At 27.9% G+C, this 13,454-nt stretch carries 13 protein-coding genes; 8 read left to right on the plus strand and 5 right to left on the minus strand.

Features of this window, described 5'->3' with window-relative positions:
- Window positions 1-5: 5 nt before the first annotated feature.
- The 5 genes from BMUR_RS12255 to BMUR_RS12275 all read right to left on the minus strand — a co-directional run bounded on the left by BMUR_RS12255 (window position 6) and on the right by BMUR_RS12275 (window position 5,804).
- Window positions 6-1,064, minus strand: coding sequence for a thiamine biosynthesis protein (locus BMUR_RS12255; RefSeq protein ID WP_013114858.1), 1,059 nt, complete (start codon window positions 1,062-1,064; stop codon window positions 6-8).
- A 312-nt stretch (window positions 1,065-1,376) separates the two neighbouring features.
- Entirely contained in the window at window positions 1,377-2,615 is a 1,239-nt protein-coding gene (locus tag BMUR_RS12260) for a hypothetical protein (protein WP_013114859.1), read from the minus strand.
- A 401-nt stretch (window positions 2,616-3,016) separates the two neighbouring features.
- The gene (locus BMUR_RS12265; RefSeq protein WP_013114860.1) at window positions 3,017-3,559 is read right to left on the minus strand and encodes an epoxyqueuosine reductase QueH; all 543 of its coding nucleotides are present in this window, start codon (window positions 3,557-3,559) and stop codon (window positions 3,017-3,019) included.
- A gap of 11 nt (window positions 3,560-3,570) precedes the next feature.
- Window positions 3,571-4,803: a DUF6175 family protein gene (locus BMUR_RS12270; protein ID WP_013114861.1), complete on the minus strand. Its 1,233-nt coding sequence runs from the start codon at window positions 4,801-4,803 to the stop codon at window positions 3,571-3,573.
- Between the two features lie 185 nt (window positions 4,804-4,988).
- Window positions 4,989-5,804: an ATP-binding protein gene (locus BMUR_RS12275; protein ID WP_013114862.1), complete on the minus strand. Its 816-nt coding sequence runs from the start codon at window positions 5,802-5,804 to the stop codon at window positions 4,989-4,991.
- A gap of 221 nt (window positions 5,805-6,025) precedes the next feature.
- Here BMUR_RS12275 and BMUR_RS12280 point away from each other — a divergent pair, with 221 nt between their 5' ends.
- From BMUR_RS12280 to BMUR_RS12315, 8 genes are all read left to right on the plus strand, one after another.
- Entirely contained in the window at window positions 6,026-7,042 is a 1,017-nt protein-coding gene (locus tag BMUR_RS12280; RefSeq protein ID WP_013114863.1) for a vWA domain-containing protein, read from the plus strand.
- 48 nt (window positions 7,043-7,090) lie between these two features.
- Complete coding sequence (locus tag BMUR_RS12285; RefSeq protein ID WP_013114864.1) at window positions 7,091-7,942, plus strand: tetratricopeptide repeat protein; 852 nt, start codon at window positions 7,091-7,093, stop codon at window positions 7,940-7,942.
- Window positions 7,911-9,641 carry a BatD family protein gene (locus BMUR_RS12290; RefSeq protein ID WP_013114865.1) on the plus strand — a complete coding sequence of 577 codons (1,731 nt, stop codon included), beginning with the start codon at window positions 7,911-7,913 and terminating at the stop codon, window positions 9,639-9,641. Before BMUR_RS12285 ends, BMUR_RS12290 begins: the two co-directional genes overlap by 32 nt.
- A gap of 24 nt (window positions 9,642-9,665) precedes the next feature.
- Window positions 9,666-10,349, plus strand: a complete 684-nt coding sequence (locus BMUR_RS12295; protein ID WP_013114866.1) for a tetratricopeptide repeat protein — start codon at window positions 9,666-9,668, stop codon at window positions 10,347-10,349.
- Between the two features lie 26 nt (window positions 10,350-10,375).
- Complete coding sequence (mnmA, locus tag BMUR_RS12300) at window positions 10,376-11,434, plus strand: tRNA 2-thiouridine(34) synthase MnmA (RefSeq protein ID WP_013114867.1); 1,059 nt, start codon at window positions 10,376-10,378, stop codon at window positions 11,432-11,434.
- A 318-nt stretch (window positions 11,435-11,752) separates the two neighbouring features.
- Window positions 11,753-12,079 carry a YbjQ family protein gene (locus BMUR_RS12305; RefSeq protein ID WP_013114868.1) on the plus strand — a complete coding sequence of 109 codons (327 nt, stop codon included), beginning with the start codon at window positions 11,753-11,755 and terminating at the stop codon, window positions 12,077-12,079.
- 17 nt (window positions 12,080-12,096) lie between these two features.
- On the plus strand, window positions 12,097-12,759 hold the full coding sequence (locus BMUR_RS12310; protein ID WP_013114869.1) for an LOG family protein: 663 nt from the start codon (window positions 12,097-12,099) through the stop codon (window positions 12,757-12,759).
- A gap of 2 nt (window positions 12,760-12,761) precedes the next feature.
- Complete coding sequence (locus BMUR_RS12315; RefSeq protein ID WP_013114870.1) at window positions 12,762-13,349, plus strand: hypothetical protein; 588 nt, start codon at window positions 12,762-12,764, stop codon at window positions 13,347-13,349.
- Window positions 13,350-13,454 lie beyond the last annotated feature (105 nt).

A 13,454-nucleotide genomic window follows, 5' to 3' on the forward strand; every position in this document is an offset into this window, starting at 1 on the left:
CTATTTTATACTATTTGCTGAAACACAGTATTTTTTGCATCTTCTTTATTTATATCAATGTTTTCATTTTTATATTCATTGCCGTTTTTGTAGTATGAAGTATTTATAGATAGAGTATCTTTATCCTCTTTTGAGAAATAGCCCATTATCGTAGCTGATTTTAATACATCATCATAATTTACATTTTCAATATTATCATAAACCTCCAAATATCCGAAAGGTCCTTTATTATAATTGGGTTTTAATATTATGCAGTTTTCTCTTTTTCTTTTCTCTAATGCATCATTTTCTTTTTCATTTCTTCCTAGTATAAGTTTAAGATTTTTATTTATTCTTATATGTCTTCCTATAGCAAGATACTGCATAAGTTCTAAATTTAATATTTCCTTCCCGTTATTTGAAATTAAATCATTGTATCTTCTAGCATATCCCTTATCTACTATAGAACAGCCTGCTCCTGCGGGTTCAGGATAATCAGTTATGCCAAACTCTTTTGCTAATTGCATTTGCATATGTCTGGATCTTCCATATATATCATATAGATTTTCTCTGTTTATAAGTCCTTCTTCTTCAGCTTTTGTTATAGGCAGAAGTTTTGCAGATAATGGTCTTAACAATCTTCCTTCAAGTCCGCTTTCTCTTATTGCATTTATAAGATCTTGAGATTTCTGACTCATAGGTCTTTGCCCGCTTACTTCTCCCGTTGCTATAAAATCAAATCCTTCTTCTTCCATAATTTTTTTAGCAGTTTTAAGCATTAATATATGGCAGTCCAAGCAAGGATTAATAGCACTTCCGTAACCGTATTTAGGATTTAAAAACATATCCAAATAAACGTCTTTTAATGAAACAAATCTTATTGGTATATTAAGAAAATCTGCAGCTTTTTTAGCAGGATCTTCATTATATATATTTAAAAGCTCTTCTTTTATAACAGAATATTCCAGTCCGGTAACAAATCTCAAAGCAAGAACATCAATATTTTCTCTTTTTAATATAGCTCCCACAAGCATACTGTCTAATCCGCCTGACAATAGTAAAATAGCCTTTGCTTTTTTATTCATTATATTTTCCTTTATATATGTTTTATTATTTATATATAATAATAACTATAAAATTAAAATTGTCAAAATAATTTAAATCTTATTTTGATTATATAACTAAACAAATATAGTTTGTAAAAAAAATAATTTTTTAAATTTAGATTTGCAGGTACTTGATAATGTTAGGTAAGCAGCAATGTGGCAAAAAAGTTGATAATTATCATAAAGTACATCAGTTGATAAAATAAAATTATTTCAGCATATATACCCAAACAACTAAAAATTATAAAATATAATTATTTGGGTATATATTTATAAAATTTAACAATATTGCTATTTAATATTAATAAATTCTATTACATAATGAGTTAATGCTTTATTAGGTGAAATATATTCATTACCTTGTAATCCTCCCATTTTTGTTGCAACATCATAAAAGTATTGATTAACTTTATAATTAGCATCAGCTTTTATAGATTCATAGCAGGCTTGTTCTATTTCTGATTGAGGTTTGTCTGAAGCAACAGCAGCTAATGCTTTTGATAATGCATTTTGAGCTTCTGTTTTATATTTATTTATTTCTGTTTGTAATCCTGATTTAGTATATGCCCCTCCGCCATTACAATGTTCTACAAATCTGATTAAATAATCTTTACCGTCTTTTTTTACAGGCATTAACCATATTTGATGCGGAGATTGTTTTCCTATCCATACATAATTTGTATCATTTTCAATATATTCTGTGGGGTTTATTCTAAAATCAGCAGCGGTTCCTGCTGAAGAGTTTATTCCTATATCAAACATATGATGATTGTTAAAATCTTCTTCATTAAATGTGAACTTTGTTTCTAATCTTTGAGCTAACTGTTTCATTCTATCATCTAGCCTTTGTATACTGAATTGAAGTCCTCCTCCTGTGTAAACGTAAGTATAAGTTACACCGTTATCAGCAGTAATCTGCACTCTATTTAAATCTACAGCTTCCATTTTTGTAGTTCCTGCAGGCTGTGTAGTGCTTAATGTATCAGTCCAGCTTTTGAAGTCGGAAGTTTTAAAATAATTTCCTGCTGATGAGTCCTGCACATATACATATGTACCGTCTTGATATGCATTTCCTTGAGATATTTTAGCTATCCTTGTATATTCATTATTATTTCTTCCTAGATTTATATTAACTTCTTTCATTTTGAAGTTATCATTAACATCTATTTCCAATATATGACCATTGGGTTTTTCCATTAAATTATTATTAGCAATCCATATTACTTCATTATTATTATTGTAAGTATATTTATATGCTGCTGTAAGATAGTAATGCCCGTTAAACTCAAAATAATGCTCAAAGTGTCCGTAAACTACTTTACCTCCAACAGGAGTATCTGTATTATTAATTGAAGATTCAATAGGCATAACCTTAACTGTTGCATCTTTAGAAGGTATGCTCAAATTGGCTATTGGGTCTTCTACAAATTCTGTCATTGGAGGTATACTTGGATTAAATACATTTCTTCTGCAGGAAAAAGAAAATGAAATTAATAAGACAAAAGATATAATTATTGATATTTTATTCATAAATAATATTCTCCTAATATTTTTTTATATTTAATTTTTTTTGAAAAATACTTTAATACTGATGCAATAACATAGATATTATGCTTTATATTTTTTATATTTATTATATTTTTTAATTTTTGTTTTTGATAAGATTTTTTGCAATGACTATATAGAAAAGAATTTATTAATGAATATATAAAATTTGGAGTATTATCTGTTCTGTTCTGTTCTGTTCTGTTCTGTTCTGTTCTGTTCTGTTCTTCATAATTAAGATAAATAACTCCTAAAATATATACACATTTTCATCATATCATAATTTTAAATATTTTCAAGCATTTTATTAATTTGAAGTTATAAATATAACATTAAATAATTTATCAAAATTACATATCAATAGATTTAAAAACAATTATAATATTTTAACTGCGTATGCTGAACTCACACCCGCAGTAATGCTGCCTGTAAAGACCTGCATTATTCGCTATAATATTTGTTTTTTTGAATCCGTCTTTTTTCTTAAAGTCAAAGTGAAGATATTGTATTTCTTTGTATTCATCTGCTAAAGAATTGCCTATCATCTCTATAACTTTACTGTTTTTATGGGGGCTTACCGTCATTACAGTAGTAACATACTTAGCATTGATATTTTTAGCATATTCAAAAGCTCTTTTAATTCTATGCTTAAAACAAATACTGCATCTTGCACCTTTTTCAGGTTCATTTTCAAATCCTTTTATATCATCATACCAATTTGAAACAGAATTATCTTCTTCTTCAACATAAGTTTTTATTCCCAAACTATCAGCATAATTGATAAATTCATCTCTTCTTCTTTTATACTCTTCTATAGGATATATATTAGGATTATAAAAATAAAATATACTGTCATAATCTTCAAGTATAGTACGCGGATATGACATACAAACTCCGCAGCAAGTGTGAACTACTAATTTTTCTTTCATAAATAATTATTCTACCTCTTATTTGCTTTTAAAGTAATAGTTTTATCATCAAAGCTGCTTATTATAATTTGATATCCCATGCTTCCAGCCTTTGAATTGATATCAACAGCCAAATCTCTGCTGCTTCCTATATAAGTAACAACATATTTAGATGAAGAGCCTGATACTCCTCTGTTGTAAACACTTTTTAAGTTTCCTATATTTTTCTTTAATGCCTCTTCAAAACCTATGGAATCATTAAAATCAAGCCCATTAACATATATAGTGTATTCTGTTCCATTTTGAACTTCACTCTGCCATTTTTGTACTATTTGATTAACAAAATCATCTGATATATAGTCGGCAGATTTAACTAATGCAATAGAATGAGCGTCTTTATCGCTTCCTCCTACACCGCCTGCCTGATGAGTAGCACGTGCTATTGTACTGTAATCGGATATATTAACAGCAGTAATTGCAACATCGCTTCTGTAGCTTTTCATAGCAGTACCTTTTATAGAAGTAAAGAAAGAAGCACCAGCTTTTCCTAATATTACTATTTGTGCACCTGTTGCATTAGCTATTTTTTTTATAGAGTCCGAAGAGCGGGAAGTATCTTCATATGTTATATTTTCTTTTCTCATGGCATTTTTTAGAGATGAAGCACTTACAAATTTAAATCCTTTTTCGCTCATATTTTTTTCAAGCTCTGTATTAAAAGATTCGCTTAAATTACCAGTTTCATCTACTACAAGCGTAACTATAAGAGGCATATTTTTTCTGTCCATAAGTATGCCCATAGCCTGCAGATTGTCCTGAAGCATATCTACACCAACAGTAGCCTCTATTTTTGAATACCATACACTTCCGCTTTTTGCAATATTAATAACTTTATATGATGATATATAACCTGTAGTATTATCATATATTTTTGAGCTTATAAGTTTATTATTTTCTACTAATGTACTTCCCTGTACTATGGAACCCACTGCCTGTTCTACAGCATTTCTTTTAGCACTTTCTATTGATCTTTCTATGGCATCAGCTTCGCCTCTTCCGTCAGCAGAGGCAAATCCTTCAGCAGTTATCTTTGTTGTTTTTCCGCCTTTAAAATCCGGATTTTTCCAGTTATTAACTATTCCTATTTCTCCTGTATCTTCTCCTACATATACGCCGCTTGATGAACTGTTTGATGTTGTGGCACAGGAGATAAAAAATGATGATATGGCAATTATCACATATATATTTATTAATTTTATTTTCATATTTCATAAGCCTCTGTTAATATAATTTTATACTGGTTACTATTTTATAATAAAGTGATATTTTTTCAAGAAAGAATTTATTATTGCTGTACGATTTATATAATGAATAAAATTGAATTATTATTTATTATTGAGGGGAATTATCCCCCCAAATATAAAAAATAGTTAAAAAACAGAAAAAATAATTAAATGATACTTCCATCTATAGAAATAGTATATTCTTTTATAATGATGTTTTTTTGAGCGATTTCAAGAGCCTTTCTTACGACTGTTTCCACTCCTCCGCAGCAAGGAACTTCCATTCTTACTATAGTTACAGAATTGATATTTTTCTCAGTAAATATATTCGCTAGTTTGCTTATATATCCGTCTATATCTGAATCAAGTTTAGGGCAGAACATTAATAAAGTTTTGTCTTTTAAAAATCTTGAATGGAAATTAGGATATGAAAAAGGCACACAATCAGCAACTATTAACAAATCAGAATTGTCAAAATAATTGGCATTAGGATTTACTAATTTTAATTGTATAGGCCAGTTTCTTAATTCAGAATGCATTTGAACATTACTGTTATTATTTTCTCCTCTAAACTGATTTCTTAAATCTCTCTGCATACTTCCCGGACATCCGCAGGCTTTATTTTCTTCCATATTAGGCACCTCCAAATTATTATCTTTTAAGTATTTTACAGCTTCATCAAAGAGCTTATTTTCTCCATGGTCTTTTAAATGTTTTAAATGTGCTTTTATAACATTAACTCCGCCTTTAACTATATTTACCATAACTTTACTTTCATTATATTCTTCAGCTTCTCTTTCTTCTATTTCCATAGCATTTTCAGGACATGCTTTTATGCACGCTCCCAATCCGTCACAGAATAAATCGCTTATAAGTCTTGCCTTACCGTCTATTACTTGCAAAGCTCCTTCAGGACAGTCTGGAATACATATACCGCAGCCTGTACATTTATCTTCATCTATCTTTATAATTCTTCTTTTCATTAAACTTCCTTTAATATTGAATTTTATAAAGATAATAGTAGAATATTCTAACAAAAAAATCTATTGCTATGGCAACAGAGAGAATAAAATTAATAATTCTATATAAATTTATGATTAGTATTACATTAAATACATATTTATGGTTATTTATATCAAAATGATACTATTGATATTATACTAAATATAGGTATAATATTACAAATTTAAAAAATGGAAATATAATGTTTTTTGGTGATTTTAAGTTTATAGTTTTATATGTATTAATACCAGTACTTATAATATTATTTGTTATATCAAGAATGAGAGTGCATAAGGTATTATCTTTATTTACAAGAAATTTAAGTTTTCAAAATGATAAAGCTTATAAAAGAATATCAAATTTGAGGATATTTTCTATAATATTTATGATACTTTCAGCAGCTGTACTAATATTTGCATTAATGCAGCCTAAATGGGGTATAATAGAGCAGAAAATAAAAACTGATAATTATATGATAACAATAGCATTAGATTTGTCTAGGTCAATGGATGCTGATGATGTGTGGCCTTCAAGACTTGAAAGAGCAAAATTAGAAATAGAAAAATTTGTAAAAAATACTGACAATTTGGCTGTTTCATTAGTAGGATTTGCGGGAACTAGTTTTATAGCTTGTCCTTTTACTCAGGATATGGAAACTTTTTCCTATATACTTGATAATTTGAGTACGAAATCTGTTACTCTTCAGGGTACAAGAATAGCCGATGCTTTGGTTACTGCCAAAAATACTTTTAATGTAGATGCTGTAAGTAAAAAATCTATAGTATTAATAACTGACGGAGAGGATCATGGCGGTTATTTTGATGAGGTATTAAAAGAGCTTAAAGATATGAATATAAGTGTATATACTATAGGGGTTGGAACTTCTCAGGGTGCTGCTATAAGTACAGATTTGGGAGTAAGAGAAAAATCTGTTATTTCAAAAAGAGATGATAATACATTAAAATTAATAGCAGATTCTACACTTGGAAAAAGCTATATTGCAGAAAATGTTTCATTAGAAAGCATATTTGATGATATGAAAAAAAATATGGATAGTGTTTCTGCTGTTAGAAATAATAGAAGCTATAAAGAGAGATTTCAAATATTTTTGGGTATTTCTGTGATTTTTATAATGATATCAGGAATACTTAATATATTAACGCAGATAAGAATAAAACCTGAAAAAATTAGCATTAAAAAAGAAAAGTTGTATCAGTAGTATTTTTGTTATTATTTTTTATTATATTTTTTAATTAGGATTTGTATAATGAGAAAACTTGCACTATTAATTTTTATATTTATTATATCTGTAAGCTATGCATATTCGTTTTCATTAAATGAATTAACTGCAAAGTTTGATGTAGACAGAGCAAACAGACTTATGAGAAAAGGAGATTATGAGGGTGCTGTAAGTTTGTATGAAAAGGCTTTAAGCAAAGTACCTAATTCTCCGGAAATATTTTATAACATGGGTACTACTATGTCTTCTATTGGTGAATTGGACAGTGCATTACAGTTATTTGATATGGCTAAAAAAAGTGCTGCAGAAAATACAAGCAAAGATATAAAAAGTGCTATTTATTATAATTCTGGAATAACAAAGATAGAAGGGCAGGATTATCAAGGTGCTATAGATGAATTAGTAGAATCGCTCGTTAATACTCCAAATGATAATAATGCAAAAAGGGCTTTAGAATATGCTTATAAAAAATTAGAAGAACAGCAGAATCAAAATAATACAGGTCCTAGCAGTCAGCAGAATAATGAACAAAATCAAAGCGGTCAGAGTGATGATAATAATGGAAGCTCTGGCGATAATGATGAGAATAATCAAAACAATGATAATCAGGGAAATCAAAACAATCAGAATAATCAGAACGATCAAAACAACAATGATAATCAAAATAATCAGGACAACCAAAACAATAATGATAATCAAGACAATCAAAGCAGCAATAATAATCAGGATAATCAGAACAATAATAACAACAGCAATAATGATAATGAGGAAAGTAAATCTGATATTGACAGGCTGCTCGAATCTTTAAGACAGCTTAGAAAAGATAAAGACAATGGAGATCAGTATTATGGCGGAGGAAGAATTGACAAAGATTGGTAATATTATTTTAAGATATACATTTGTGATATTTTTTATTATATGCCTGCCTCTTTTTCCGCAGACTAGTATTACGGCGAAATTCTCCGATGAAAAGATAGGTGTTGGAGAAGTATTCAGTTTGTCTGTAACTATTAACAATAATTCCGGAAGAGTTACAGTACCTGATATAGACGGTTTTACATTGAGAGGTACATCTCAAAGTGTCAATATGATGTATTCTTCAGGATCATTTAAAACTATAAAAACATACATTTATACCTATATGGCAAATAAAGAAGGTGTTTATAATATAGATGATATAAGAGTAAAAGTAAATAATAATACCTATGTGGCAAATCCTGTAAAGATAGAAGTAGTTGACGCTCCTGTAAGAAACAGAGATGATAATTATACTCCAAATGGAAATCAGTTTGAAGATTTTATGAATTATGGAGATGATATATATGTTGATAATAATATAAATAAAAAAGAAGTTTATTTGTACGAGCCTGTATATATAACACAAAAAGCATATGTTCATGTTCCTGTAAATGTTTTAGGATTTTCAAAAATACCAGACAGAACAGATTTTATTTCATATTCTGAAACTTCCGAGTACAACTCTTTTACTGAGATAATAGACGGCAAAAGAGTAAGTGCTATACCTTTGAAAACAGAAGTTTTATATCCTGTTAAAACTGGAGATAAAAGAATATTAACAACTCCTTTTGTTTTTGAAAAAGAGGGCAGATTTGTTTTTAATGAGCGTGTAGAATACGGAGAAGATGAGTTTACTGTTAAAGTTCTTCCTCTTCCAGAAAGAAATGAGGGTGATAATTTTTCCGGTGCTGTGGGGGATTTTAATTTTAATACAAAAGTAAATAAAACTAATGTTTCAGTTGGTGAAGAGGTATTAATAACAATGGAAGTAACTGGAGAGGGTAATACTTCTATAATAACTATGCCTAAAATTAATGATAATATAACTAATTATTTTTCTGTATATCAGCCTAAAGTATATGAAACAAATTGGTTTGACGGTAAAAAAATGATGGGTAGAAAAGTCAAAGAGTATGTATTAGTTGCCAAAGATGAAGGAAGTTCTGTAATATCAAATATTAATTTTTGCTATTTCTCTCCTAATGATAAAAGTTATAGCAATATATATTCTAATCCTATTAGTCTTATGGTATCAGGCACAAAACAAAACTTAAGCTCATTTATTAATAATGACGGAGAAGAACTTAATATTATACCTATAAAAAATACTCTAGTTAAAGAGGATAAAGTATTTAAAATATTTAATATGAAAATTGTATATTTATATATAATAATATTAATAGCTTTATCTTTTATAATTTATAATAATAATAAATTTGATAAACTAAAACTTTTATTTTCTAATATTAAAAAGAATAAGCATTCTGAAACAGATGATATTATTAAATACTATAATGAAAATAATAGAAAAGAATACTGCAGGCTTATAGAAAATAGTTTAATTAATACTATAAAAAATAAGTTTAATATAGACTATGATAATAATATATATAATAAATTAAATGATTATATTGAAAAAGAAAAAATTGATGAAATAAAATATATAATAAATAAATGCAGATATGAGCTTTATTCTGGAAAATCATCTGATAATGAAGATTATCATACTAAAGCAGCAGAATTAATAAAATATATAAAAGATTTAAAGATAAAAAAATAAATACGGGTAATATAATAAATAAATATGAAAAAAATAATTATAATGTTTTTTATATTCCAGTCATGTTTTTTATATAGTCAGATAACTTCAAAAACTGATTTGGAAAAAATAAATAATTTATTTGAAAGTGCTAATGAACTTTATAATGAAGGCAAATATTTAGAGGCTAATTATTTATATAAAGATATAGCATCCTCAAATGTTATTTCAAAAAATTTGTATTATAATTTGGCTTCTTCTTATGCTGCTATAGGAAGCAATGGTTATGCTGTTCTTTACTATGAAAAGGCACTTAATATTTCACCTTTTGATAAAGAAATAAAATCAATGATAAGTTCAATTAATGGAAACAGTGATTATGATTCAGTGATTATTATATCCATGTATATGCTGTTAATATTGTTTTTAGTATTTTTTACAATGCTTATAGTATTATTTATTAAAAAAAAGAAAATCAATAATTTTTTAATATTGCTTTCAATAGTATTTTTTATACCATTAATAATATTAAGCAGTTATGCAAACTCTGATTATATTGTAACTATTGATAATGCTAATTTATACAGCGGAAGCAGTACAAAATCGGATATAGTTTCGCAAATATCTGAAGGAGAAAAATTAAGGGTTATTGAAGAGCATGATAATTGGTATTATGCCGAGGGCAATTTTAGGGGCTGGATAAATAAAAGCTCTGCTGAAAAAATATAGATGAATATAATAAAAGGAAATATAGTATGGAGAAAATAGCGGTTGGTATGAGTGCAGGAGTGGATTCTACTACTACAGCAAAGATATTAAAAGAAAAAGGAAATGAAGTATTTGGGGTTACTATGCTTCTTTGGAATGGAGATAAGAGAGCTCCTTTAAGCGGTTCATGCTACAGTCCTTCGCAGTTAAAGATGGTTGAAGAGTGCAGGAAATATGCTCAGGCTATAGGCATAGATTATTATGCTTTTGATGTGAGCGATATGTTTCAAAAAAAAGTTATAGATTATGTTGCTGAATCTTACAAAAAAGGACTTACTCCTAATCCTTGTATTATGTGCAATAGTCAGATTAAATTTATGGCTTTATTTGAGGCTATAGAAAAACAGGGACTAGAATTTGATAAATTTGCTACTGGTCATTATGCTGGAATAAAATATGATGAAAAAACTAAAAGATATCTATTATTAAGAGGAAAAAATTTGATAAAAGATCAGTCATATTTTTTATATAGGCTCACTCAAAATCAATTATCAAAAATAATATTTCCAATGCATGAAAATACAAAAGAAGATACTAGAAAAATGGCAAGAGAGTATAATTTGGAAGTTGCAGAAAAAAGTGAGAGTCAGGATTTTTTTGCAGGCGAGTACAGCAGACTATTTGATGAAGATAGAGAAGGAGATATCATTAATATAGATACTAATGAAATATTAGGACACCATAAGGGAATATGGCATTATACAGTAGGACAAAGAAAAGGTCTTGGAATAGCATATAAAGAGCCTTTATTTGTAGTATCATTAGACAGCAAAACAAATACTGTTTATGTTGGGAATAAAAATCATACATTTGTCAATGAAGTTACGGTATATGATGTTAATTGGATAGCAGAACCTAGGGATAAAGAGTTTGAAGCTTTGGTAAAAACAAGAAGTGCTCATAAAGGAAGTATGGCGAGAGTTATACCAATAGAAGAAAATGTAATCAATATAAAATTTTTTGAACCTACTGGGATAGTTGCTAGGGGACAGTCATGCGTATGTTATGATGAAGATGTAACTTTATGCGGAGGAGTTGTTTATTAAAGGTATGTTATCACTGATTTGTAATTTACTATTTATATATATAAACAATTTATATCTTGCTAATATGTATTAAATGCGGTTTAATACAATAGATTTCTTTTAAAAGTATAATCTTTTCACAGAGTAAATCGTGTTGTGGGTAATCTTTGATATTTTATACAATCATACTTAATGATAGATACTTCGGTTGAAGTAGTTCTAAAATTAGTTTTGCTTCTAATATTATCTTAAAATTATATTTAATAAAAATCTTTAAGTATATTTACAGTTTTCCGACAAATTAACATAATATTTTAAAGAATTATAAGGAGGAATGAAATGAGTTCTGATATTAAAATGTTTTCTGTTGATTATTTGCCAAGCAATTATAATTATGAATTATTAGGTTTAGTAAAAGGAAATGTAGCTCAAGCTAAACATATAGGTAAAGATTTGCTTGCAGGATTAAAAAATATAGTAGGCGGAGAGGTGGAAAGTTATACAGAAATGCTTAGTGAGGCTAGAGAAATAGCTACAAAAAGAATGATAGAAGAAGCTAAAAAATTAGGTGCTAATGCCATTATAGGTATAAATTATTCATCATCGTCTGTAATGGAAGGAACTACAGAAGTTATAGCTTATGGTACTGCTGTAATAATAAAATAAAATATATCGGAGAATGTATGAGAAGAGAAACTTATGAACTTCAGAATTCTGATATGCCTAATGAATCTTGGCGTATATTTAGAATAATGGGCGAATTTGTAGAAGGTTTTGAAACTATGTCTTATTATAAGAATGCGGTTTCAATGTTTGGAAGTGCAAGAACTTCAGAAAATCATCCGCATTATAAATTAGCTTATGAAACAGCTAAATTATTGGGTGAAAATAAATATGATATAATAACAGGAGGCGGTCCCGGTATTATGGAGGCCGGCAATAGGGGAGCTTTTGATGCTGGTTCTGGTTCTATAGGATTATGCATAGAACTTCCTTTTGAGCAGAAAACTAATCCTTATGTAAAAGAAGAACTTAAATTCAGATATTTTTTTGCAAGAAAGGTTATGTTTTTAAAATATGCTAAGGCTGTTATAATATTTCCGGGCGGATTTGGTACTATGGACGAATGGTTTGAAACTTTAACTTTGATACAGACTAAAGTTCTTCAAAGAATGCCTCTTATTGTTATGAATAAAAATTATTATTCTGACCTTATTGAATGGCTAAAAAAAGACATGGTTAAAGAAAGTTATATAGATATTTCTGATTTAGATTTAATGCAGTATGCTGAAAAGGCAGAGGAAGTATTGGATATTATTAACGGTTTTTATAAAGATAGTAAATAGAAATGAAATATATAATAGTAATTTTATTAATAAGTGCTAATATCATGTTTGCACAATTGCCTGAACTTTTTGAGCTTAATGGTTATAAAGATTTAAAATTTGGCATGAGTATTGATGAGGTTAATAATAAAATTACTAATTATAATTTAAATGTATATGCTGATTTTTTAGAATCATTTGAACTTAAAAATAATAGAGTTATTAATATATATAAAAATGATACTGAAAAATTAGCGTATTATTTATATTTTTATAATAATGAACTTTACAGAATAGAAATATGCAATCATATAGGGGATATTTATAATAATCCTTCATTTTATAATCCTGCCTCTTTAGCAGAAATTGATGATATAAAAGAAAAACTCAAATTTAAATACGGTGAAATAACAAAAACAGATGTAAAATATTATTCATTCAATAAAAAACCTTTTGAAGAATATACTATATGGTGGTCATCGGATTTGGCTAGTGTGTCTTTGTATGTAAAACCAGATTTGGATAGTTTGGATAGAGTTATTAAACTTTATTCTTACAGGATATCTTTTTATGATGAGATAAGATTGAAAAATATATATTCATCAAATTAAACTTTTTATAAATTTTAGTTTACTAAAAATTTTTAAGTTTGCTAATAGGTTTATTTAACTTTTTCTCTGCCGCATACTTAATCGTACTTAAAATAACTAATATTT

This window comes from Brachyspira murdochii DSM 12563 (assembly GCF_000092845.1).
In the GTDB taxonomy this organism is placed as follows: Bacteria; Spirochaetota; Brachyspiria; order Brachyspirales; family Brachyspiraceae; genus Brachyspira; species Brachyspira murdochii.